The 23,646-nt window shown below is 65.7% G+C and carries 21 protein-coding genes and 1 pseudogene; 14 read left to right on the top strand and 8 right to left on the bottom strand.

What is annotated here, in order from left to right:
• Nucleotides 1-52: 52 nt before the first annotated feature.
• Together TSA1_RS06750 and TSA1_RS06745 are read left to right on the top strand one after the other, a co-directional pair.
• The gene (locus tag TSA1_RS06750; RefSeq protein ID WP_100175670.1) at nt 53-991 is read left to right on the top strand and encodes a GlxA family transcriptional regulator; all 939 of its coding nucleotides are present in this window, start codon (nt 53-55) and stop codon (nt 989-991) included.
• 11 nt (nt 992-1,002) lie between these two features.
• Nucleotides 1,003-1,185: a hypothetical protein gene (locus TSA1_RS06745; protein WP_100175669.1), complete on the top strand. Its 183-nt coding sequence runs from the start codon at nt 1,003-1,005 to the stop codon at nt 1,183-1,185.
• A 7-nt stretch (nt 1,186-1,192) separates the two neighbouring features.
• Here the strand turns inward: TSA1_RS06745 and TSA1_RS06740 are convergent, their stop codons facing one another.
• Together TSA1_RS06740 and TSA1_RS06735 are read right to left on the bottom strand one after the other, a co-directional pair.
• The gene (locus tag TSA1_RS06740) at nt 1,193-2,206 is read right to left on the bottom strand and encodes a Na+-dependent transporter (protein WP_100175668.1); all 1,014 of its coding nucleotides are present in this window, start codon (nt 2,204-2,206) and stop codon (nt 1,193-1,195) included.
• 21 nt (nt 2,207-2,227) lie between these two features.
• Entirely contained in the window at nt 2,228-3,175 is a 948-nt protein-coding gene (locus TSA1_RS06735; RefSeq protein WP_100175667.1) for an alpha/beta hydrolase, read from the bottom strand.
• A gap of 201 nt (nt 3,176-3,376) precedes the next feature.
• Between TSA1_RS06735 and TSA1_RS06730 the strand changes: the two genes are divergently transcribed.
• Nucleotides 3,377-4,414 carry a DUF2155 domain-containing protein gene (locus TSA1_RS06730; protein ID WP_174718786.1) on the top strand — a complete coding sequence of 346 codons (1,038 nt, stop codon included), beginning with the start codon at nt 3,377-3,379 and terminating at the stop codon, nt 4,412-4,414.
• A gap of 185 nt (nt 4,415-4,599) precedes the next feature.
• Here TSA1_RS06730 and TSA1_RS06725 read toward each other — a convergent pair whose 3' ends face one another.
• Nucleotides 4,600-5,682, bottom strand: a complete 1,083-nt coding sequence (locus TSA1_RS06725; RefSeq protein ID WP_100174551.1) for an IS630 family transposase — start codon at nt 5,680-5,682, stop codon at nt 4,600-4,602.
• 938 nt (nt 5,683-6,620) lie between these two features.
• On the opposite strand from TSA1_RS06725, the gene TSA1_RS06710 reads away from it, so the two are divergent.
• Together TSA1_RS06710 and alr are read left to right on the top strand one after the other, a co-directional pair.
• Complete coding sequence (locus TSA1_RS06710) at nt 6,621-8,129, top strand: replicative DNA helicase (protein WP_100175664.1); 1,509 nt, start codon at nt 6,621-6,623, stop codon at nt 8,127-8,129.
• Between the two features lie 46 nt (nt 8,130-8,175).
• Nucleotides 8,176-9,453, top strand: a complete 1,278-nt coding sequence (alr, locus tag TSA1_RS06705; protein ID WP_174719282.1) for an alanine racemase — start codon at nt 8,176-8,178, stop codon at nt 9,451-9,453.
• Between the two features lie 139 nt (nt 9,454-9,592).
• On the opposite strand, the gene TSA1_RS06700 is transcribed toward alr, so the two are convergent.
• Nucleotides 9,593-9,814, bottom strand: coding sequence for a cysteine rich repeat-containing protein (locus TSA1_RS06700; protein WP_100175662.1), 222 nt, complete (start codon nt 9,812-9,814; stop codon nt 9,593-9,595).
• A gap of 40 nt (nt 9,815-9,854) precedes the next feature.
• Between TSA1_RS06700 and TSA1_RS06695 the strand changes: the two genes are divergently transcribed.
• The gene (locus tag TSA1_RS06695; protein ID WP_100175661.1) at nt 9,855-10,625 is read left to right on the top strand and encodes an exodeoxyribonuclease III; all 771 of its coding nucleotides are present in this window, start codon (nt 9,855-9,857) and stop codon (nt 10,623-10,625) included.
• A gap of 73 nt (nt 10,626-10,698) precedes the next feature.
• Here TSA1_RS06695 and TSA1_RS06690 read toward each other — a convergent pair whose 3' ends face one another.
• A complete protein-coding gene (locus TSA1_RS06690) occupies nt 10,699-11,067 on the bottom strand; it encodes a GFA family protein (protein ID WP_100175660.1) in 369 nt (122 codons plus the stop codon).
• 74 nt (nt 11,068-11,141) lie between these two features.
• Nucleotides 11,142-11,459 carry a hypothetical protein gene (locus tag TSA1_RS06685; RefSeq protein WP_097665933.1) on the bottom strand — a complete coding sequence of 106 codons (318 nt, stop codon included), beginning with the start codon at nt 11,457-11,459 and terminating at the stop codon, nt 11,142-11,144.
• 207 nt (nt 11,460-11,666) lie between these two features.
• Between TSA1_RS06685 and TSA1_RS06680 the strand changes: the two are divergent.
• Both TSA1_RS06680 and TSA1_RS06675 read left to right on the top strand, forming a co-directional pair.
• Nucleotides 11,667-11,933 (top strand): annotated as a pseudogene (locus TSA1_RS06680) (RpiB/LacA/LacB family sugar-phosphate isomerase).
• 142 nt (nt 11,934-12,075) lie between these two features.
• Nucleotides 12,076-12,801: a sulfite exporter TauE/SafE family protein gene (locus tag TSA1_RS06675; protein ID WP_100175659.1), complete on the top strand. Its 726-nt coding sequence runs from the start codon at nt 12,076-12,078 to the stop codon at nt 12,799-12,801.
• A gap of 10 nt (nt 12,802-12,811) precedes the next feature.
• Here the strand turns inward: TSA1_RS06675 and TSA1_RS06670 are convergent, their stop codons facing one another.
• A complete protein-coding gene (locus tag TSA1_RS06670; RefSeq protein WP_100175658.1) occupies nt 12,812-14,878 on the bottom strand; it encodes a putative bifunctional diguanylate cyclase/phosphodiesterase in 2,067 nt (688 codons plus the stop codon).
• The gene (locus TSA1_RS06665; protein ID WP_100175657.1) at nt 14,878-16,038 is read right to left on the bottom strand and encodes an ABC transporter substrate-binding protein; all 1,161 of its coding nucleotides are present in this window, start codon (nt 16,036-16,038) and stop codon (nt 14,878-14,880) included. The genes TSA1_RS06670 and TSA1_RS06665 overlap by 1 nt, the downstream gene beginning before the upstream one ends.
• 195 nt (nt 16,039-16,233) lie before the next feature.
• Here TSA1_RS06665 and radA point away from each other — a divergent pair, with 195 nt between their 5' ends.
• The 6 genes from radA to TSA1_RS06635 all read left to right on the top strand — a co-directional run bounded on the left by radA (nt 16,234) and on the right by TSA1_RS06635 (nt 23,542).
• Nucleotides 16,234-17,679 (top strand): DNA repair protein RadA, encoded by a 1,446-nt coding sequence (radA, locus tag TSA1_RS06660; protein WP_100175656.1) that lies wholly within the window; start codon nt 16,234-16,236, stop codon nt 17,677-17,679.
• A gap of 167 nt (nt 17,680-17,846) precedes the next feature.
• Complete coding sequence (locus TSA1_RS06655; protein WP_097665957.1) at nt 17,847-18,476, top strand: CvpA family protein; 630 nt, start codon at nt 17,847-17,849, stop codon at nt 18,474-18,476.
• 27 nt (nt 18,477-18,503) lie between these two features.
• On the top strand, nt 18,504-20,027 hold the full coding sequence (gene purF / locus TSA1_RS06650) for an amidophosphoribosyltransferase (protein WP_100175655.1): 1,524 nt from the start codon (nt 18,504-18,506) through the stop codon (nt 20,025-20,027).
• Between the two features lie 153 nt (nt 20,028-20,180).
• Nucleotides 20,181-20,921: an SDR family NAD(P)-dependent oxidoreductase gene (locus tag TSA1_RS06645; protein ID WP_100175654.1), complete on the top strand. Its 741-nt coding sequence runs from the start codon at nt 20,181-20,183 to the stop codon at nt 20,919-20,921.
• A 78-nt stretch (nt 20,922-20,999) separates the two neighbouring features.
• Nucleotides 21,000-22,148, top strand: a complete 1,149-nt coding sequence (locus TSA1_RS06640; RefSeq protein ID WP_100175653.1) for an NHL repeat-containing protein — start codon at nt 21,000-21,002, stop codon at nt 22,146-22,148.
• 167 nt (nt 22,149-22,315) lie between these two features.
• Complete coding sequence (locus TSA1_RS06635; protein WP_100175652.1) at nt 22,316-23,542, top strand: ABC transporter substrate-binding protein; 1,227 nt, start codon at nt 22,316-22,318, stop codon at nt 23,540-23,542.
• The last annotated feature ends 104 nt before the right edge of the window (nt 23,543-23,646 follow it).

Raw genomic sequence — 23,646 nt, 5'->3', positions numbered from 1 at the left:
TGCTGCCTTTGCGTCTTAAATGGCATAATTCCCACTATTTCGGACATTGACCATGATCGGCATTCTGATCTTCCCGGACTTTCAGCTGCTCGATGCGGCAGGTCCGATCTCGGTGTTCGAGGTCGCGGCGCGCTGCGCCGGCACGCCGCTGGCGCTACGAGTGCTGGCGCTGAACGCGGGCCCTGTGCGCAGCTCGTCGGGCGTCGAGATGATGGCGCGTGATTTCAAGTCGGCGAATGCGATCACCACGCTGATCATCGCGGGCGGCGTAGGCGTAACGGATGCGGCGCGTTGCGAGGCAACGCGCGCCTTCGTGCTGCGGCTGGCCAAGCGCGGCGTGCGGGTCGCAAGCGTCTGCTCGGGCGCTTATGTGCTGGCCGAGGCCGGCCTGCTCGATGGCCGCCGCGCCACCACGCATTGGGGGCGCACGCGCGATTTCGTCGCGCGTTATCCCAAGGTGAAGTTCGAGCCGGACCAGATCTTCACCCGCGACGGCAATGTGTGGACGTCGGCGGGCATCACCGCAGGGATCGACCTTGCGCTCGCGATGGTGTCCGAAGATCATGGCGAGGAGATCGCGCAGCAGGCCGCGCGTCACCTCGTGCTGTATCATCGCCGCAGCGGCGGCCAGTCGCAGTTCTCCTCGCTGCTGGAACTGAAGGCGCCGAACGGCCGCTTCGGCGCGCTGCTGTCCTGGGCGCGCGAGAATCTCGACACGAGGCTGACCGTTGAAGATCTCGCCGATCGCGCCGGCATGAGCGCGCGGCATTTTGCCCGGGCCTTCGCCGCCGAAACCGGCACGACGCCGTCGAAGGCGATCGAGCGGCTCCGCCTCGAAGTCGCGCGCGAGCGCGTGCAGTCCTCGCGCGAGGGCATCGAGCTCGTTGCGGAGGCGACCGGCTTCCGCGATCCCGAGCGGATGCGGCGAGCCTTCATCCGCGCCTTCGGCCAGCCGCCACAGGCGCTGCGGCGCGCGGCGCGGGCGGGTTAGGGCGTCGCATCATGTGGACGAAGTCGATCGGCTTGGTCCTGTTCGTCACACTCGCGATGACTGCATTTTGCCTTGGGCAGATTGCGCGACGGCGCTTTCCAAAAACCTACACCACGATCGATAAAGCCCTGTCCTCTCTCGAACTGGTGCTTCTGGCAGCCGTGTTGTTTGGACTGTTTTACCTCACGCGCTGAAAATAGGTTACGGCCGAGCCTCCAGCTTTCCGCCAGCACTGCTCGACATATCCGCGCGCCCCGTCAGCCGCCGCGCGATCGGCATCAGCATGTACGGCGCGAGGTGAATTGGAAACTGCGTCACCGCGAAATAGAGCCAGGTGGCGGGCGGCAATGCGCCGGCCGTTGCCGCCAGCATCAGGCCGAGATTGCGCTGTGACACCATCAGCCCGAGTGCCAGCGCGCGTCCGGTGCCGATGCGGCGGAACAGCAGCGTGGTGACGGCGAGCAGGGCGAAGTAGATCGCGAAGGACAAAGCTGCGAGGCTGATGGTGACAAGCGGCTGAGCGAGGAGGTCGCTGACGACATCGCCCATGACCGCGGCGGCGAAGATGAAGAGGATGATGATGTTGAGGCCGTCGATCGGCGTCTTGTGACGCTGGATTGCCTCCGCGCCGACAATCCAGCGGATGGCGGTCGCGGCCAGCAGCGATGCTGTGAGGATGCCGAGCAGTTTCAGGCCCAGCGTCAGCGGCGTGATGCTGAGCATGTCGCCGAGGAAGAGGCCTGCGAACATCGAGGCAGTGAAGGGCACCAGCGCGGTCGAGGTCACCAGCGTGATCAGCACGAGCGTGGCATCGAGTCCCATCAATGCGGCGAGGGCAGGCGAGGCCATCATCGGTGAGGCCATGCTCTGGAGCATCAGCGCGAGCGAAAGCCCGGGCGCGCGGGCCGTGAGCCCGGTTGCGTGCGCGATCAATCCGACGATCAACGGCACGCCGATCGTGGTCCAGGCCGTGGCAGTTGCAACCAGCGCCGGGCGGCGCAGATGGCTGTAGAGCGCGGCCAGATCGACCCGCATGAAGGAGATGCAGAGCAGGCCGAGGATGGCCTCGGTGAGATACGGACGCAGCAATGCGCCGAGCGGCGGCACCGCGGCTGCGATGAACACGACAGCGGCGACGCCGCGGGTGCCCTGGCTGCCGAGCCAGGTCAGGACGCGCAAAGGAAGGGCGAGAGCAGTTGCGAGGATGGAAGGCATCTATGAGTGTCGGGCTACGGGCTATCCCAATCCCTTCAGCCACGCGCCGATCTCGCCGATAGCGACATTGGCCTGTGGCAGCAGCTTGCCCATCGTAAAGAACCCGTGGAACTGGCCGGGATAATGCTTGAACGTGACGGGCACGCCGGCCTGCTTCAGGCGCGCGGCGTATTCGTTGCCCTCGTCACGCAGTGGATCGGCGCCGGCGGTCAGCACGTAGGCCGGCGGCAGGCCCGCCAGATCTTGCGCCCGTGCCGGCGACGCGCGCCAATCGTGGATGTCCGCGGCGCCGTTGAGGTAGTGGTCGCGGAACCAGCGGATCACCGAATGCGTCAGCAGCACGCTGGTCTCGGGCTCGCTGTGGGAGCCGTGAGTCATGGCGAAATCGGTGGCGGGATAGATCAGCACCTGGCCCGCGAGCGCAGGGCCGCCGGCATCGCGCGCGGCGAGCGCGACGACCGCGGTGAGGTTGCCGCCGGCGCTGTCGCCGCCGATGGAAAGGCGGGCGGCGTCGATGCCGAGCTCGCGTGCGTTGGCGGCAACCCATTTGGTCGCCGCGATGGCGTCATCGGCGGCCGCGGGAAATTTGTGCTCGGGGGCGAGGCGGTAATCGACCGAGATCACGATCAGCGCGCCGGCGTCGGCAAGCTGCCGGCAGGCGACATCGTGGGAGTCGAGATCGCCGATCACCCAGCCGCCGCCATGGAAGAATACCAGCGCCGGCGACAGTCCATCTTGCCGGCGCGGCTCCTTCGGAACGTAGAGGCGGGCCGGAATCTCCCCGTGCGGCGCCGGGATCGCAAGCTGTGCGACGCGGGCAAGTTCGGGCGGCTCGGGGTTGGTGGCAAAGCGGGCCTGCGCGTAATAGGCGCGGGCCTCGGGCGCCGTCAGGGTCTCGTAGGCCGGGCGGCCGGCATCCTGGAAGGCCTTGTAGACGGCAGCGGCATCGGGATCGAGCACAACGGGCATGGGGAGTGACCTCGGGGGTGTTTCCAGTCGGGGGCATTCGGAAGGCGATGCCCGCCTCGCGCCCCTGGGAGGGGCGTCCGACTATCCCATTCGGCAGCCGGTCTGGCCAGACTCGGCCGGGAAGGGCAGGGATGCCGCCCTTCCCCCGCCGTATTCGCCGTGTTAACCGGAGGGCCTGCGAGCGGCGGTATCCCCTGTAGAATGTCCAGCAAGCCCGATTCGCTGTTGAAGCCGCGCGAGATGTTTCGAACCATTACTCTGACAGGTCTTGCGGCGCTTTTGGCCGCCACCGCACTGACGGCCGCGACGCCGGCTCAGGCGCAAATCGGCACGATCTTTTCCGACCCGCCGCCGCTGCGGCCGCCCGGTAATATTCCGCGCGGCCAGCCGCAACCGCAGCAGATCCCCGACGACGACGAAGAGGTGCCGGAGCTGCCGCCGCAGGGCCGCGTGCTGCCGTCGCGCCCCATGCCTCCGCCGCCTCAGGGACGGCAGGGCAATGTGATGCCGGGGCCGGTCGAGACCCAGCCGTTGGCGCCGCCGCCGGGCTCCACCGTCGCCCCACCCAACCAGCCGCCGCCCGTGGCGGTCGCGCCGCCAGGTGGCGCCCAGCCGGGCGCGCCGGGGCGTCAGCCGCAACAGAAGGGCGGACCGGGCGGCGCCGTGCCGCAGACCCCGGCGAGCCTCCAGCCGGGCGACGAGGTGGTCACCGAACCGCCGGCGCAGAAGATCGTGAACAAGAAGGCGACCTTCTCCGGCCTCGACAAGATCACCGGGCGCATCATCAATTTCGACGAGGAGATCGGCGAGACCGTCCAGTTCGGCGCGCTCAGGGTCAAGACCGACGCCTGCTACACGCGGCCGGCGACGGAGGCCGCCAATACCGACGCCTTCGTCGAGGTCGACGAGATCACCCTGCAAGGGGAGGTGAAGCGGATCTTCTCGGGCTGGATGTACGCGGCAAGCCCGGGCCTGCACGGCGTCGAGCACCCGATCTACGACATCTGGCTCACCGACTGCAAAGAGCCGCAGCAGACCATCGCGACCGCTGCACCGGATCCTGCGACCAAGCCGCCGGCTCCGCCGCCGCCCGCACAGAAGAAGGCCGCGCCCAAGCAGGTGCAGCAGCGTCCGCCGCAGCCTCTGCCGCCGATCCAGCCGCAGCAACCGGCGCCGCCGCCGCCTCCGCCGCCAGAGCAGCGGCCGGGTCTGTTCGGTATCCCCGGGTTTGGCCGCTAGGCCAAATCCCCCCGGGTTTGGCCGCCGGGCCAAATCCGCCAGCTTCGGCCGCTAGAGCGTTTTCGAGCGAAGTGGACACCGGTTCGCGTGAAGAAAACGCGTCAAAACAAGAATCTAGAGCTTCGGTTCTGATTCAATCAGAACCGAAAATGCTCTAGTGTCCTGAACCAAAAGTTCGTGGCATTTTAGGCCTTGGCGGGCAAACTGTAAGCGCAGAAGCGCTCGATCGAACTAAGGATGTCGTCGGCTGATTTTGTCCATCGGAACGGCTTTGGTTTGGCGTTGTGAAGTTCGATGAAGGACTTAATGTCGGTGCGCAGCGCAGCCACGCTGCGATAGATACCGCGCCTGATTTTGCGCTCGGTGATGAGCGCAAAGAAACGTTCGACCTGATTGAGCCAAGATGAACTGGTTGGCGTCAGATGCACGTGCCAGCGTGGCCTCTTGGCCAACCAGTTGCGGATCAGCGGCGTCTTGTGGGTTGCGTAATTGTCCATGACAAGGTGAACGTCCAGACTGTCTGGAACAGCGGCTTCGATCTCATCGAGAAATTTGCGGAACTCCACGGCGCGATGGCGCCCATAACACTTGCCGATGACCCGGCCAGTTGCGATGTCGAGGGCAGCAAACAGCGAGGTCGTCCCGTGGCGCTTGTAATCGTGACTGCGGCGCGCCGCCTGGCCAGGCCGCATGGGGAACATGGGCTGGCTGCGGTCCAGCGCCTGGATCTGCGATTTCTCATCGACACACAGTACAATGGCGCGCTCGGGCGGGGCCACATAGAGGCCGACCACGTCGCGAACTTTGGCAACGAAATCTGGGTCGGTTGAGAGCTTGAAGGTCTCCAACCGATGCGGCTGCAGGCCGAAGGCGCGCCATATCCGCTGTACTGTCGAGACAGACAGCCCGCTGGCCCGTGCCATACCGCGTGAACTCCAATGCGTCGCATCGGCAGGCTTCGTCTCAAGGGTGCGGACGATCACCGCCTCGATCCGGGCATCCTCGATGGTGCGCGGCGTCCCTGATCGCGGCTTGTCCAAGAGACCTTCAAGTCGATGCTCGGCGAAGCGCAGACGCCATTTGCTAACCGTGTCAGGATCAATAGCCAGGCGGGCCGCCACGACCTTGCTCTGCTCGCCTTCAGCACAGGCCAAGATGATCCGAGCCCGCAGCGCCAACGCCTGCGCCGTGCTCCGGCGCGACGCCAGCGACGTCAACTCAGCGTGTTCCATCTCATCGAGCCCCAGCGGGGCAAAGCGTCGACCCATAACCGATCCTCCCCAAAATCGAGAGATTCCGCTAGGTTCGAGTCGATTTGGAGTCCGTCGAACTTCAGATTCGGGACACTAGAGCATTTTCGGTTCTGATTGAATCAGAACCGAAGCTCTAGATTCTCGTTTTGACGCGTTTTCTTCACGCGAACCGGTGTCCACTTCGCTCGAAAACGCTCTAGTGGCGCAGGGTCGAAATTGGGGAGGAGCGGAAAAGGGCCGTTAACGCCAGTTGCGCCCGGAGCTCCACCAGGATTTCCGGCGCGACGGGCTGGCGACGCACTTCGGGCCGCTCAGCGTGCTCCATGGCCGCAAGCAGCCCCGACAGCCAAAGCCGGCTACCTGCCTCGCTTCGCCAATTCTGGTGCTGCCGTTCTGGCCGCATCGCTTGCCTCGCTCCCTGTTGCCGGACGCGGGAGACAATCCCCGGCACGGCCGCCTGTTCCGCTCATACCCCCGAAAGAATCCGGGGAGATGTGATCCACTTCACATAAGTCTGGTCGGACCTGTCCTAGACCGTCGCCATGAGCAAAGAGACCCAAACCTCATTTGACGTGCAGGACGACCTCCGCACCGATTTTGCCCTGATCGTCACCGGCGTCGGGGCGGCTCTGGTTGCGCTGGTCTATCTCCTGCTGGTCTGAAGCGAGCCGAAGGCTCCCGGCGCGTGCCTTTTTGGCGCGCTCTTCGATACGTCTGCGCGCCAATTCATTAGGTTCAGGGTTTCGGGATATTTCCGTGGCGTGGTCGCGGCCGCTTTTGGGCCGCGCAGGTTCCGCAAAAATCCGTCAAGCGCGGCGCGTGCTGCGGCTGCTAATCATCCACCGCTTTTAAGATCGGTTGATAGCGGCCAGCTTTTGCTTCCGCTTTGGTCTGCGGCGGCGCTTTATCCCGGCCCCGCATCCGCCCAAGAAAATTGCTAAGCACGTCCGACCATGGCCCTGACTGATTCGAACGTCCTCAAACTCGCGCCCGATGCCGGAACTCCCGCCTATCGGAGCGCTCCGCATAACATCGAGGCGGAGCAGAGCCTCCTGGGCGCGATTCTGGTCAACAACGATGCCTTTTACCGCGTCTCCGACTTCCTGGAGGCGAAGCATTTCTTCGAGCCGCTGCACCAGACCATCTTCGAGACCGCCGGCAGCCTGATCCGGATGGGCAAGATCGCAACGCCCGTCACCCTGAAGACCTTCCTGCCCGCCGACACCGATGTCGGCGGCATGACCATCGGGCAGTATCTTGCGCGGCTCGCCGCCGAAGCGACCACCATCATCAACGCGCAGGACTACGGGCGCACCGTCTACGACCTGTCGCTGCGGCGCGACCTGATCGGCATCGGCGAGGACATGGTCAATGTCGCCTATGACGCACCGGTCGACTTCCAGCCGCGGGCGCAGATCGAGGACGCCGAGCGAAAGCTTTATGAGCTCGCCGAGTCTGGCCGCTATGACGGCGGCTTCCAGAAATTCTCGCAGGCGCTGGCGGTCGCGGTCGATCTCGCGGCCAAGGCGTTCCAGCGCGACGGAAAGCTGTCGGGCATCTCGACGGGCATGCGCGACCTCGATACCAAGATGGGCGGCCTGCAGCACTCCGACCTCATCATCGTCGCGGGCCGTCCCGGCATGGGCAAGACCTCGCTTGCGACCAACATCGCCTACAATGTCGCACGCGCCTACGTCCCGGAACTCCAGGCCGACGGCACCACGAGGGCCGCCAATGGCGGCGTGATCGGCTTCTTCTCCTGCGAAATGTCGGCCGACCAGCTCGCCACGCGTATCGTGGCCGAGCGCACCGGCGTTCCCTCCTCCCACATCCGCCGCGGCGGCATCTCGGAGGCCGATTTCGAGAAGATCCGGGAGGTCTCGATCGAGCTGCAATCCCTGCCCTTCTATGTCGACGCCACCGGTGGCCTGTCGATCGCGCAGCTGATGGCGCGCGCGCGCCGGCTGAAGCGCCAGAAGGGCCTCGACCTGCTGGTGATCGACTACATCCAGCTGCTCTCGGGCTCGGGCAAGCGGAGCGATAACCGCGTGCAGGAGATCACGGAGATCACGACCAGCCTGAAGGCGCTGGCGAAGGAACTCAACGTTCCCGTGATCGCGCTGTCCCAGCTCTCGCGCCAGGTCGAATCCCGCGACGACAAGCGGCCGCAGCTCTCCGACTTGCGTGAATCCGGATCGATCGAGCAGGACGCCGACGTCGTGCTGTTCGTGTACCGCGAGGAATATTACCTCGCGATGAAGGAGCCCCGCCCGGGCACGCCCGAACACGAGAAGTGGCAGCTTGACATGAGCCTTGCGCACGGAAAGGCAGAGGTCATCATCGGCAAGCAGCGCCACGGCCCGACCGGCACCGTCGATCTGGCGTTCGAAGCTTCGGTCACGCGGTTCGGCGACCTCGCGCCTGACGCTCAGCTGCCGGCTCGCAGCGGCAACGACTACTGAGTTCCTTGAACCGAGCCTGCCTCTTGCGTAAAACGACGCCATGACAATGGCGTCCGACCCGAAAACGATCTCGCAATCCGGCCTCCTCTCCGCGGAAGCCAATCAGGCTGCCGCGCTCGCTGCCTATGGCGGCGTGCTGACCGTCGATCTCGACGCCATCATCGCCAACTGGCGCAAGCTCGAGAAGACGGCGGTGCCGGCCGAGTGCTCGGCGGTGGTCAAGGCCGACGCCTATGGCTGCGGCGCCGAGCAGGTCGCGCGTGCCCTGAGCAAGGCCGGCTGCAAGACCTTCTTCGTCGCCACCATCGAGGAAGCGCGCAAGGTGCGCGCGGCCGTCCCGGAGCCCACGATCTACGTGCTCGGCGGCTATTTCCAGAACACCGGCGAGCACTACGCCAAGATCAATTGCCGTCCTGTCATCGGCGACCTCAACGAGCTCGCCGAATGGGACGTGTTCTGCCGCCGCACCGGCTGGACCGGAGGCGCGGCTATTCACATCGACACCGGCATGAACCGGCTGGGCCTCACGCTTTCGGAGGCGCAGGCCATCATTCCCCGCATCAACGCCGGCGATCACGGCATCACGCTGGTGATGAGCCATCTGGTCTCGGCCGAGCAGCTCAACAGCCCGGTCAATGCGAAGCAGCTCGCGGCCTTCCGCGGCATCGCCAGCGAGTTCTCCGGCGTGCCGGCGGCGCTCGCCAATTCCTCCGGCATCTTCCTGGGGGCGCCGTTCCAGTTCGACCTGGTGCGGCCGGGGGCTGCGCTCTACGGCGTCAACCCGACGCCGGAGGCAGACAATCCGATGCAGCCGGTGGTGGACCTCAAGGCACGCATCGTGCAGATCCGCAACGTCGAACGCGGCGAGAGCGTCGGTTATGGCGGCACATGGACTGCGCGGCGGCCGACCAAGCTCGCCATCATCGCGGTCGGCTATGCCGACGGCTATTTCCGCGCCGCCAGCTCCAATGACGGCACCCGCGGTGCCGAGGTGATCGTCGCCGGCAAGCGTTGCCCGGTCGCGGGCCGAATCTCCATGGATCTGATCGCGATCGACATCACCGATCTGCCGCCGAATGCGGTGCGGCGCGGCCATATGGTGACGCTGCTCGGCGAGGGCATCACCGTCGACGAGCTCGCGCATCATTTTGGCACCATCGGCTATGAGGTGCTGACCAGCCTCGGCCACCGCTACGCCCGCATCTACAAGGGCGGCAATGTCGAGGAATCGCTGGCGAAGCCGGACCCCGCGCCGAACGCCGCGCAGCCGCCCTCGCCGCCGCCGATCGAGCAGCCCACGGCCCCGCCGCCGCTACCGGGCTGAGTTCTCGTGCCCCCGGGCGCAGCGCCGCGTGACTTCGACGGTGCGCTGCTGGGCCCGGGCCCATCTCTCAACATCGGACCGTGCGGCCCTCTGGGTCCCGGCTCGCGCTCCGCGCGTCCGGGACACGAGGCCGGTTCGCTTACTTCTTCTTCCTGTTGTCCAGCGCCGACTTGCAGGTGGCGCTGAGCTGGTCGTGCTTCTCGCTGAGGCAGGCGACGATGCGACCGCCGCCCGGCGCGATGCCGGCGCAGAATTTGTCATAGTCTGCCTTGCAGGCGCCGCGCGGGTCGGAGGATTGTGCCGACGCAAGCCCGGAGAGCGCGACGGCGACGACGATGGCGGCAAAGTTCAACTTGGACATGATGTCTCCGGTATGGGGCGGCAGCAGCCGGTAGCTCTACATGAAGATCGCGACATTCAACATCAACAACATCAACCGCCGCCTGCCCAATCTCCTGGCATGGCTGCGCGCGGCGAAACCCGATGTCGTCGCACTTCAGGAGTTGAAGGCAAGTGATGGCGAATTTCCGGCGGCGGCGATCGAAAAGGCCGGCTATGGCGCGGTGTGGCACGGACAAGGAACCTGGAACGGGGTCGCCATCCTCGCCCGCAAGGCCGAGCCCATTCTCACCCGCGACCGCTTGCCGGGAAGACCCGGCGATCACGAAGCCCGCTATATCGAGGCCGCCGTACGCGGCATCATCGTCACCAGCATCTATCTGCCGAACGGCAATCCGCAGCCGGGTCCGAAATTCGACGCCAAGCTCGACTGGTTCGCGCGCCTCAAGCGCCACGCCAAGACCTTCATCAAGCAGGATCTGCCCGTCGTGCTCGCCGGCGACTACAACGTCGCGCCCACGGAGATCGACATCTATCCGACGCGCTCATGGGACAAGGATGCGTTGATCCAGCCGAAGAGCCGCGCGGCCTATGCCTCGCTGGTCGAGCAAGGCTGGTGCGACGCGATCCGCGCATTGCACCCGGACAAGCGCATCTACACGTTCTGGGACTACAAGCGGAACCGGTGGCCGCGCGATGCGGGCCTGCGGCTCGATCATCTCCTGCTCAGCCCTGCCATCGCCCCGCGCCTCGCCAAGGCCGGCGTCGACAGACGCGTCCGCGGCGAGGATGGCGCCAGCGATCACGCGCCGGCATGGGTGGTGTTGCGGTGACGGCCTAGCCCCATCAGGGTCGAATCATGGACACGCTACGCCTTGCCCCTACAAGAGCAGCGAGAGCGTCGGCTCACCACAAATTCTTGCCGTCGATCATGTTCACCGGCACCGCATCGAGATCGAAATCATCGAACAGGCGCGCGTTCACCGCGACCTTGGGATTGTCGAAATCGGGTTTGCCGGTCGACCAGTCCGGCGATTCCGAATAGGTGCCGCAGCCGCACGTCGCGCAGAAATGGTGTTTGACCGTGCGGCCTCCCCAGAGATAGGTCGCGACATTCTCCGGTGGCGACAGCAGCCGAAACTGCGCCGGCGTGTAATAGGCCCACAACGCGCCGCGCTTGGCGCAGAGCGAACAGGTGCAGCGCGTCACGCTCGAAGGCGCCTCCGTCACCTCGAACACCGTCTCACCGCAATGACAGCTTGCCTCGATCGGCATGACCCGCGCTCCCCGTTTGTCAGGAGATGGTCGTAGCCGGCCCCTGCTGCCAACATGCTGTCAGCAGCGCAACCTTAGGGAACTTCGTTCGCGGAGAGCCGCTTGGCATTGGCGGCGACGTGCTCCCGATAGCGCTGGACGATGGCTGCCGGCGTTGCCCCGGCAAGCAGGCTCACGGTTGCCTCGAACGCCGCGGCGATCTTCTCGCTGACCATCAGCACAGCTTCCCGCCCGGCCGCTTCGTCGCCATGGCTGAGCTTCTCGCAGCGCAGCCGCACCACCTCGCCCGCCTCCAGCGCCAGCATTGTGCCGGCAACCCAGGGAAAGCCGTTGTCGGACCCGCTGAGCACTGCGTGGCGGTCGAGGGCGGAGAATGAATGGTGGTCGGGCATCGCGAGCCTCAAATTCTTTGAGCGGACGCTCCGACCAATACGCGTCAAATTCTAAGGATCCGGCCGGGGAACCGGTTGGATTGGGCACCCCTGCAACATCAGCCGTTAACCAAGGCCCTTGACGCGATATGCGTGGCTGACCGCGAATGAAGCCGTGACGGCCGTGCGCGGCTGTCACGGTCAATGCAAGATCAGGAAGAACATTCCATGCGTCTCGTCATCGGATCCGACCACGCCGGCTGGCTGCTCGAGCAGACCGTGATCGACCACATCCGCAAGCTCGGCCACGACGTCCATTCGGCCCATTAGTGCGTCGGGCATGACGACGTCAACGTCATGTGCATCGGTGCGTGGATCGCCGGCGCCTGGCTCGCCGTCGATCTCGTGTCCTCATATCTCTCCGCTGAATTCTGCACCGACGAAGACTTCCGCCGCAGGGTGGAGAAACCGCGCGTCATGGACGAGCAAGGCTGACGGCGCGCTGCTGCTCTTCTTCCGTCACTGCGAGGAGCGAAGCGACGAAGCAATCCAAAAATGCATCCGCGGAGAATATCTGGATTGCGGCGCTGCGCTCGCAATGACGGTGCTAGACTGCTGCGATTCCCGGAGCGTCCCCTTGGCCTTCCTCTTTGTCCTCGCCGTCGGCCTCGTCGCCGGCACCATCTCAGGCATCGTCGGCACCGGCTCGTCGATCATGCTGATGCCGGTGCTAGTCTATGCCTATGGGCCGAAGGAAGCGGTGCCGATCATGGCGGTCGCGTCCGTGATGGCGAATTTCTCGCGCATCCTGGCCTGGTGGCGCGAGGTCGACTGGCGGGCCTGCGCGGCCTATTCGGTTACGGGGATTCCGGCCGCGGTGCTGGGCGCGCGCACGCTGCTGGCGTTGCCTTCGCATGCCGTCGATCTCGCCATCGGCGTCTTCCTGATCGCGATGGTGCCGGTGCGGCACTGGCTGGCGCAGCACGACCTCAAGGCCAATCTCTGGCATCTGGCCATCGGCGGCGCGGTGATCGGCTATCTCACCGGCATCGTGGTCTCGACCGGTCCGCTCAGCGTGCCGCTGTTCCTGTTCTACGGTCTGTCCAAGGGCGCCTTCCTCGCCACCGAGGCCGCGAGCTCGCTCGGACTCTATTTCGCGAAGTCCGTCACCTTCGAACGTTTCGGCGCGTTGACCGGCGAGGTCTTCATGAAGGGCCTGATCGCGGGTGCCTCGCTGATGTCGGGCGCATTCATCGCAAAACGCTTCGTGCTGCACCTGAAGCCGGACGTGTTCCGCCTGCTGATGGACGCGATCATGATCGCCGCCGGGCTCTCGATGCTGTGGAACGCGACGCAGCCATAAGCCGCCGCGATCAGGCGAATTCGGGTGCGATCGGCGGGCTGTCGGCGAGGACGCGGGTCTCGGCCGCCGGCCGCTTCTCGAGCCCATGCAGCACGGCATCGAGCGGCTGCGGCCGCTGATAGAAATAGCCCTGCCCGAACCTCACGCCCATCTCGCGCATGGCCTCGGCCTGTTCGGCGCGCTCGATGCCCTCGGCGACCAGCGTGAGCCCGAGCGTGCCCGCGAGCGATGCGATCACGCCGACGATCGCCTTGTCTTCCGCGCTGTCGGGGATTTCGCTGATGAACGCCTTGTCGATCTTGACCTTGTCGAGCGGGAAGCGCCTGAGATGCGCCAGCGAGCTGTAGCCGGTGCCGAAATCGTCGAGCGCGATCGTGGCCCCCAGGCGCCGCAGACGATGCAACGTCTGGGAGGCGCTGGCGATGTTGTTGATCAGCGAGCCCTCGGTGATCTCGAGCTCCAGCAGCGAGGGCGCAACGTCGAAGCGCGCGCAAGTCGCGCGCAGCTCGGCGGCGAGCGAATGATCGGCGAGCTCGGAGGGCGGCAGATTGATCGCGATCCGGATCTGCGGCCTGCCGGCAGCCGCCAGGCGTTGCAGCGCCCAGCAGGCATCGGTGAGCACGTAGCGGGTCAGCCGTGCATTGTTGCCGCTGCGCTCGATCAGCGGCAGGAATTCGGCCGGACCGATCACCCCATGGTCGGGATGGCGCCAGCGGATCAACGCTTCCAGGCCGACGATCTCCTGGCTTTCGAGGTCGACCTGGCTCTGGTACCAGACCTCGAACTGCCCCTCGGCAAAGCCCGCGGGAATCGCGAGCTCGAGATCCCTGCGGCGGCGATAGTCGCGCTGCAGCGCCTCGTCCAGCACGGCGACCGTGCCGGGCGCCTTGCTCTTGGCATGATAGAGCGCGATGTCGGCGAGCGTCGGCAGATGCGACAGCTCCGGATCGTCGGCGCGGCGCACGGCAAGGCCGATGCTGGCACGCGGCACGACCTGCTTGTCATGAAGCCGGATCGGCTCGGAAATGGCGGTAAGCACCTGCTGCGCGAAAGCGTGCGCCGACGCTTCGTTGCTGACCTCGGGGCGGATGACGACGAATTCGTCGCCGCCGAGCCGGGCGACCCAATCCTCGGCCTCGACCGAGGTGCGAAGACGCCGGGAAATCTGCACGAGGAACTCGTCGCCGGCCTCGTGGCCGAACGTGTCGTTGATGCCCTTGAAGTCGTCGAGATCGATGAAGCAGAACGCGACCAGCGCGTCCGGCCTGCCTCCATCGCGGCTCGCCACGGCCAGCCGCTCCGTCAGGGAGCGCCGGTTGGGCAGCCCCGTGAGCGGATCGTGCCCGGCCATGTGCCCGAGCCGGTCGAGCGCACCCGATGTCGTGTGCTGCATGGCGTTGAAGGCGCGCGCGAGCTGGCCGAATTCGTTGGAGGATTTGACCTCCGCCGGATAGGCCCGGCCGTCCTGCTTGCTGCGCTGTATCGCCGACATCATGGCCGCCAGCGGCCTGCCGATGAAGATATTGGCGGAGATCCGCATGGCGATCAGGGTCGCAAACGTTGCGAGCAGGCCGACCACCAGCAGCAGCACCAGCCGGCTGCCCGCGTTCGCGTAAAGCGCCGCGTGGGAATAGGCGATCGCGATGCGGCCGGCCTGAACGGCGGCCATGTTGCCGTTGCTGTAATGGATCGGACGCGAGACCTCCGCGATCGACGGGCCCTCCGAGCGCGCCACCACGCGGGCAATCGCAGCGCCGGTATCGTCATAGACGGCCGCTGCCGCGATGGTCTCGTCGTGCATGATCTCGTTGAGCACGCCCGTGACCTGGTCGTAGCGCATTTTCCAGAGCGGCTCGGCGATCAGCTCGGCCCGGCTCTCGGCGACGCGGGCCATGCGGGCGTCGAGCTGCCTGATCTGCGACCAGAAGCTCGAAGCCTCGACGCCGGCGGAGGCGAGCAATTGCACCAGCAGCAGAACGGGCACGGTGGCCCATATCATGGCGCGAACGACCGGTCGCAGGCGCGGCGCGTCCGGCCCGTTGCTTTCAGGATCGGTCATCGCCTCATCCTTGCGCATCAGTCGGCGGCGCCTTCGGGAACTGGCAGGGACGAAATAAGCGCGTCGAGGGAAAAGTCATAGTCACCGCAGCGGCCCGCCTTCGCCCTGAATCGCGCAAAGTCGATCCGGCCGAACGCACGGGTCTTGATGAGGTCACGGACCGAATCGAGATTCTGGCGGGTGATCGCCGACGTCTTGACCTCGACCCGGGGTGAGACCGCCGCGAAATCGCAGCCATCGGCATAGTCGCGCAGCAGGACGATCGACCAGCCGCCGAGCAGGAAATGCCCGCCGTCGGTCAGCAGCAGGCGGCCTGCCCTGATCTCGCGCAGCGCGTCCTCCGACCAGTTGAGGCCGACCAGCTGGATGTCGCGGCCGGGCACGAGGCCGGCGGCGACCACCGCGCGCAGCGCACCCAGCGCCATCGGATCGTTCCCGGCCCAGATGCCGGCGGGCCGGATCTCCTTGCGCGAGGCCCAGCCCAGATAATTCGTGGTGACCTGCTCGGCCTCCGACTGCGTCCAGTTGGCGAACAGCAGCCGGTCCACCACGACGTCGGGCGCGGCATCCACCGCCAGCTTGAGACCGGCATTGCGCGCGATCGAGGCGGGCGTGATCTCGTCGCCGCCGATGCCGAGAAGGTGGATCTTGCCATCCGGGCTCTGCCATTTCTCGGCGCGCGCCGTCGCGATCAGCGCGTTGGCCATCCGCGCGCCCGCGGTCTGAAGATCGGTCGTGATATCGCCGAGCCAGGTCTTGAGCTTCTGGCGCGGCGGTCCGAGACGTACCGCATCCTCGCCGATCAGCGTGTTCGAGAGCAGCAGCGTCTTGACGCCCGCAGCCTCGGCCGCCTCCAGGATCGGGACGGCCGCGGATTCCTCGTTCGACAGGATGAGGAAGTCGGGCTTGTCATGACGCGCCACCACGCCGAGGCCGAGCTCCTGCATGGTGCGGTAATTGCGTTCGCTGGTCAGCACCTCGACATGGGCGTCGAGCCTGCGGCCGGCGGCCTGCATGCTCTGCGCGACCATGTCCCAGAACACCTCGCCGGTCTTGCCGGGATTGATGAAGACGATCTCGAGGGGCTTCGCAGGAGGATTGGCAAGGCTCGGGCCGGCGGGCGCGAAAACGCCGCAGGCGGCGCCCACAGCGAGCAATAGTCGCAGGAATCTCGTCATTTCACTTCGCCGCCCCAGATGGTTCCAAGGTTGGACCTGCGTCCGCTAACACTTCGCAAAATCCACCCGGCCACAACGGCATAGAGCTAATGAAAGGTATATCTGCCGCGCCGAATTGAGGTATTCGAGGCGGCGGCGATCACCCTCGTCATTCCGTGCTATCAGCAAGCTGAAACCGCGACTCAAGCGTCCCCCATGGCCAAGAACACGCTTTCCTTCGTCTGCCAGAACTGCGGCGCGGCCTATAACCGCTGGCAGGGCAAGTGCGAGTCCTGCGGCGAGTGGAATACGCTCGCGGAAGAAGACACCAGCGGCAGCGTCCCGGTCTCGATCCGCTCCAAGCGCAAGGGGCGAACGTTCGCGCTGGAGAGCCTTGCCGGCAAGAGCCCGGATGCGCCGCGACTGTCCTCAGGCATGACCGAGCTCGACCGCGTCACCGGCGGCGGCTTCGTCCGCGGCTCGGTGCTGCTGGTCGGCGGCGATCCCGGCATCGGCAAATCGACGCTGCTGACACAGGCGACCAGCATGATGGCGCGCGCCGGCCACCGCATCGTCTACATCTCCGGCGAAGAGGCGGTCGCGCAGGTGCGGCTGCGCGCCGAGCGGCTCGGCCTGTCGGATGCGCCGGTGCAGCTTGCGGCCGAGACCTCGGTCGAGGACATCGTCTCGACGCTGTCGGAAGGCGCCGTCCCGCGCCTCATCGTGATCGACTCGATCCAGACCATGTGGACCGACACCGTGGAATCGGCCCCCGGCACGGTGACGCAGGTGCGCGCCTCGGCGCAGGCGCTGATCCGCTTTGCCAAGAAGACGGGCGCGGCCATCATCCTGGTCGGCCACGTCACCAAGGACGGGCAGATCGCAGGTCCCCGCGTGGTCGAGCACATGGTCGACGCGGTGCTGTCGTTCGAGGGCGAAGGCTCGCAGCAATTCCGCATCCTGCGCGCGGTGAAGAACCGCTTCGGCCCGACCGACGAGATCGGCGTGTTCGAGATGACGGGCCTGGGCCTGCGCGAGGTCACCAACCCTTCCGAGCTGTTCCTGTCCGAGCGCGATCTCGGCACGCCCGGCACCGCAGTCTTCGCGGGTATCGAGGGCACGCGGCCCGTTCTGGTCGAATTGCAGGCACTGGTGGCGCCGACCTCGCTCGGCACGCCGCGGCGCGCGGTGGTCGGCTGGGACCCGAGCCGGCTATCGATGGTGCTGGCGGTGCTGGAAGCCCATTGCGGGGTCAAGCTGTCCGGTCACGACGTCTATCTGAATGTCGCCGGCGGCCTGCGCATCCACGAGCCAGCGGCCGACCTCGCCGCCGCCGCGGCCCTGGTGTCATCCTTGGTTAATGCGCAATTGCCGACGGATGCGGTCTATTTCGGCGAGATCTCGCTGTCCGGCGTGGTGCGCCCGGTGGCACAGACCCCGGCCCGGCTGAAGGAAGCGGCGAAACTCGGCTTTCAGCGCGCCGTGCTGCCCGAATCGGCCCGAGGCGAGACCGGTGGCGACGCAGGATTGTCGTTGAACGCGGTCAACAGCCTGACCACCTTGGTCGCCGAGATCGCCGCCCGCGGCTCCCGCCGGGGCGAATCGAATGCGCCAGCGGAGAAAAATGCCACACCGGCAAGATTCCGCCGTGGAGAGGGTTAGCCGGAGGTGACGCCGGAGGCCCCCGCCGCTATACAGCCGTCACAAAAGCAGCATGGGATTGCGTGGTTGCGGCCTTGCCGGGAACGCCGTCTGCCCCTCTTTTAGGGCAGCGGCCAAGCACCGATTCGCTAGAGCACCTTTGACGTACGAGCGGACCAGACCAGCCGATGCCAGTAACCATCCTCGACCTGATCCTGCTCGGTGTGATGCTGATCTCGGGCCTGCTCGCCATGGTCCGCGGCTTCATGCGCGAAATCCTGTCGATCGCGGCCTGGGGCGCGGCGGCGATCGTGACGCTGTACTCCTTCTCGAAACTGCTGCCGACCGCCAAGACCTATTTCAACAACGACACGGTGGCGAGCGTCGTCGTGGTCGCGGGCGTGTTCGTCGGCACCCTGGTCGTGGTCTCCGTGATCACGGTCCGGATCTCCGACATGATCCTGGATTCGCGCATCGGCGCGCTGGACCGCACCCTGGGTTTCCTGTTCGGCCTGGCTCGCGGGCTTTTGATCGTCGTGGTCGCGTTCCTGTTCTTCACCTGGCTGGTGCCGGACAAGCAGCGCCCGGACTGGGTCACGGGGGCAAAGTCCCGTGTGGTGCTCCAGGGAACCGGGGATTGGCTGATGGCCCTCTTGCCTGACGACCCCGAGAACACCATCTTGAAGAGATTCAAGAAAAACAAACCAGATGATGATCAAGCTGATTCCGAGCAGCAGCCTTCGGGCAGTGGCGACGGATACAGTAAACCTGCTCGTGACAGTTTGAAGAAACTGATCGAGAAACCTGCGGCGCGTTGATTGCCCTTAGAGAGAGGCGCGGACGAGATGCGACACCCTGACCAGGACGCCCAACTTGATCTCGATCCAAACGCCGGCCCAGGTCCGGCCGCGCTAGAGGTTCAGGACGATCTGGAGGGGGATACGCTGCGCGAGGAATGCGGCGTCTTCGGCATCTACGGCCATCCTGATGCTGCCGCCATCACCGCGCTCGGTCTGCACGCCCTTCAACACCGCGGCCAGGAAGCCGCAGGCATCGTCTCCTACGACGGCAGCCGCTTTCACAGCGAACGCCGGCTCGGCCTCGTCGGCGACACCTTCTCCCGCCGCGAGGTGATCGACCGCCTGCCCGGCAACATGGCCGTCGGCCATGTCCGCTACTCCACCACCGGCGCCACCATCCTGCGCAACGTGCAGCCGCTGTTCGCCGAGCTCAATGCCGGAGGCCTTGCGGTCGCCCACAACGGCAACCTCACCAACGGCCTGACGCTGCGCCGCGAGCTCGTGAAGAGCGGCGCGATGATGCAGTCGACCACCGACACCGAGGTGATCCTGCACCTGGTCGCGCGCTCCAGGCGCAGCCGCTTCATCGAGCGCTATATCGACGCGCTGCGCGAGATCGAAGGCGCCTATGCGCTGGTCTCGCTGACTAACAAGAAGCTGGTCGGTGCGCGCGATCCGCGCGGCATTCGTCCCCTGGTGCTTGGCGAGCTCGATGGCTGCCCGATCCTGACCTCGGAGACCTGCGCCCTCGACATCATCGGCGCGCGCTTCATCCGCGACATCGAGCCCGGCGAAGTCATCGTGTTCGACGAGAACGGCCAAGACATCCACAAGCCGTTCCCGCCGATGGCGCCGCGCCCCTGCATCTTCGAATACATCTATTTCGCGCGTCCCGATTCCGTGGTGCATGGCCGCTCGGTCTACGAGGTCCGCAAGGCCTTCGGTGCCCAGCTCGCGCGCGAGAGCCACGTGCCGATCGACGTCGTGGTGCCGGTGCCGGATTCCGGCGTGCCCGCCGCGGTCGGCTACAGCCAGCATTCCGGCGTGCCGTTCGAGCTCGGCATCATCCGCAACCACTATGTCGGCCGCACCTTCATCCAGCCGACGCAGGCGATCCGCGAATCCGGCGTGCGCATGAAGCATTCGGCCAACCGCGCCGCGATCGAAGGCAAGCGCATCATCCTGATCGACGACTCGCTGGTGCGCGGCACGACCTCCAAGAAGATCGTGCGCATGATGCGCGATGCCGGCGCCAAGGAAGTACACTTCCGCCTCGCTTCGCCCCCGATCCTCTATCCTGATTATTACGGCATCGACCTGCCCGATCGTGGCGGTCTTCTGGCGGCGACGCACTCGCTGGAAGAAATGCGCGAGATCATCGGCGCCGACTCGCTCGCCTTCCTGTCGATCGACGGCATGTACCGCGCCATGGGCGAGCCCGGCCGCGACCCCGCCAATCCGAAATTCTCGGATCACTGCTTCACCGGGGCCTATCCGACCCACCTCACCGACCAGACCCAGACCGAGCAGCAGCCGCGGCAATTGTCGCTGCTGGCGGAGGCGAGCTGACCTTGAGTTGTCATTCCGGGGCGCGCGCAGCGCGAACCCGGAATCTCGACATGGTTTAGTCACCTCTGGATTCCGGGTTCGATGCTTCGCATCGCCCCGGAATGACGGCGTGATGGGACTTGTCCCGGCCATCCACGCCTGTAAAACCCCGCCATGACAAAACCCCTCGCTGACCGCATCGCTCTCGTCACCGGCGCCTCGCGCGGCATCGGCTTCGCCACGGCCCTCGCGCTGGCGAAGGCCGGCGCGCACATCGTGGCCACTGCGCGCACGCAAGGCGGGCTGGAGGAGCTTGACGACGAGATCCGCAAACTTGGCGGCAGCGCCACCCTGGTGCCGCTCAACCTCACCGATACCGACGGCATCGCGCGTCTCGGCGCCGGCCTGCACGAGCGCTATGGCAAGCTCGACATCCTCGTCGGCAATGCCGGCGTGCTCGGCCCCTCCTCGCCGATCGGTCATATCGAGCTGAAGACCTTCAACGACGTGATGGCCGTCAACGTCTCCGCGAACTTCCAGCTGATCCGCTGCATGGAGCCGCTGCTAAAGCAGTCCGATGCCGGCCGCGCCGTGTTCATCACCTCGGGCGCCGCCAACAAGGCGACCGCCTATGTCAGCCCCTACGCTGCCTCAAAGGCCGCACTGGAGACGCTGGCGCGCGCCTGGGCGCAGGAGACAGCGAACACGAAGCTGCGCGTCAACCTGTTCAACCCCGGCCCGGTCCGCACCCGCATGCGCGCCACGCTGATGCCGGGCGAAGACCCGGCGACGCTCGACACACCCGAGCAGGTCGCCGAATTCATCGTGCCGATGTGCGCACCCGACTGGACCGAGACCGGCAAGTTCTACGACTACAAGACCCGCACCCTGATGAGCTTCCGCGCGCCGGCCTGATTGACTTGGGCACCTCCCCGCGTTTGACTGCCCGCGCTCACGCGGCAGCAAGCCGCGAGCCAAAAAAGGGAGGTCGCCATGGCGCCATGGCATGGTCGCGCAGGTCATGCGCGTGCGGTCGGAAAAATCTCTCGCGCTGTCCTCATCCTGATCGCCGCCCTCGCCTTCGTGCTCCCAGGCATGGCGAGAGCCGGCGATGTCCCGACCTTCGCGGTCGATCCCTCCTGGCCGAAACAGCTGCCCAACAACTGGATCCTCGGCCAGGTCGGCGGCATCACCGTCGATGCGCAGGGCCATATCTGGGTGATCCATCGCCCGCGCTCGCTCACCGACGACGAGAAGGGCGCAAGCCTCACTCCGCCGCGCTCGAAATGTTGCGTATCGGCGCCGCCGGTGCTCGAATTCGACGCCGACGGCAATCTGCTGCGATCCTGGGGCGGTCCGGGCCAGGGCTACGAGTGGGTCGGCCGCGAGCACGGCATCGAGGTCGACGAACGCGGCTTCGTCTGGGTCGGCGGCAATGCCGACAACGACAACGCCATCCTGAAGTTCACGCTCGACGGCAAGTTCGTCGCCCAGATCGGCAAGATCGCCCCGAGCCTTGGCAGCAACGACACGACGCAGCTCGGCAAGCCTGCCGAGACCGCGATCGACAGGGAGGCCAACGAGATCTACGTCGCCGACGGCTACGGCAACCGCCGCGTCATCGTGTTCGACGCGACGACGCTCGCCTACAAGCGGCACTGGGGCGCCTACGGCAACAAGCCCGATGACACCAAGCAGGCGGCCTACGACCCCAAGGCCCCCGTGTCACAACAATTCGGCACTCCCGTCCATTGCGTGAAGCTCGCGAGTGACGGCCTCGTCTATGTCTGCGACCGCATCAACAACCGCATCCAGGTGTTCAGGAAGGACGGCAGCTTCGTGAAGGAGTTCTTCTTCGAGAAGAACACGCTCGGCAACGGCGCGGTGTGGGACATCGCGATCTGGCCCGATCCGAAGCAGACCTGGCTGCTCAGTGCCGACGGCGAAAACAACGAGATCAGGGTGATCAGGCGCGAGGACGGCAGCGTGGTCGGCAGCTTCGGGCATAGCGGCCGCAATGCCGGGCAATTCCACTGGGTGCACGCCATGGCGATCGACGCCGGGGGTAACGTCTATACCGCCGAGGTCGACACCGGAAAGCGCATCCAGAAATTCAAGCTGACCTCGGACGCGCTCAAATAGCGTCTCAACGCATTTTGCACAAAAGTTAACCGACGGATGACGCTACGACGCAGCATCATCCGGCTTTAGGCGCATTGCCGCCGGCGCTGGGACAGGCTAGAGCCATCACAAGGACCAAGACTCCGCAAGAGAGCCGTCCGCATATTTGACAATGGAGGAAACCTTTTATGACGACGACGTTCGCGCGCCGCTCCGCGGCCCTTCTGGCTTGTGCCGCCTTCGGTTTTGCAACATCCGCTTACGCGCAGGACAAGACCGTCAAGATCGGCGTGCTCAACGACATGTCGAGTCTCTATGCCGACATCGGCGGCCCGAACTCCGTGGTCGCGATCAAGATGGCGGTTGAGGATTCCGGCCTGCTCAAGAAGGGCTGGAAGATCGACGTCATCAGCGGCGACCATCAGAACAAGCCCGACGTCGGCGTCAACATCGCCCGGCAGTGGATCGACAACGAGAAGGTCGATGCGATCGCGGATACCCCGAACTCCGGCGTCGCGCTCGCGGTCAGCAACCTCGTCAAGGAAAAGAACGCGGTGCTGCTGAATTCCGGCGCCGCCTCCGCCGACCTGACCGGCAAGGCCTGCACGCCGAACACGATTTCCTACACCTATGACACCTACATGCTGGCCAACGGCACCGGCAAGGCGTTGACCAAGGCCGGCGGCGACAGCTGGTTCTTCCTGACCGCGGATTACGCTTTCGGCCACGCGCTCGAACGCGACACCACGGCGGTCGTGACCGCCAACGGCGGCAAGGTGCTCGGCAGCGTCAAGCATCCGATCAACACCGCGGACTTCTCGTCCTTCCTGCTGCAGGCGCAATCGTCCAAGGCCAAGGTCGTGGGGCTTGCCAATGCCGGCGGCGACACCACGAACTCGATCAAGCAGGCGGCCGAATTCGGCATCGTCTCCGCCGGCCAGAAGCTCGCGGCGCTGCTGCTGTTCATCAACGACGTGCACTCGCTGGGCCTCAAGACCGCCCAGGGCCTGACCTTCACCGAATCGTTCTACTGGGATCTGAACGACAAGACCCGCGTATGGTCCAAGCGCTTCTCGGCGCTCGCCAGCAAGAACGCGATGCCGTCGATGACCCAAGCCGGCAATTACGCGATGGTGCTGCACTATCTGAAGGCGATGGACGCGCTCGGCGGCAATCCCCATGATGGCGCCAAGGTCGTCGCCAAGATGAAGGAGCTGCCGACCGACGATCCGCTGTTCGGCAACGGCCCGCTGCGGCAGGACGGGCGCCGCCTCATCCCCGCTTACCTGTTCGAGGTGAAGAAGCCCGAGGAGTCGAAGGGACCGTGGGACTATTACAAGCAGATCGCCACGATCTCGGCGGAAGACGCAGCCAAGCCGCTCAAGGACAGCGATTGTCCGCTGGTGAAGAAGTGACCGCATAGCGGTCGCGCATACCCACCGACATCATGCCCGGGCTTGTCCCGGGCATTTTCGTTGCTGGGCTCCAAAAACGCTGCCGGGTGGGCAAAGCGAAGCGT

Source organism: Bradyrhizobium nitroreducens, assembly GCF_002776695.1.
GTDB lineage: Bacteria > Pseudomonadota > Alphaproteobacteria > Rhizobiales > Xanthobacteraceae > Bradyrhizobium > Bradyrhizobium nitroreducens.
This window is presented reverse-complemented; position numbering and strand designations above follow the sequence as displayed.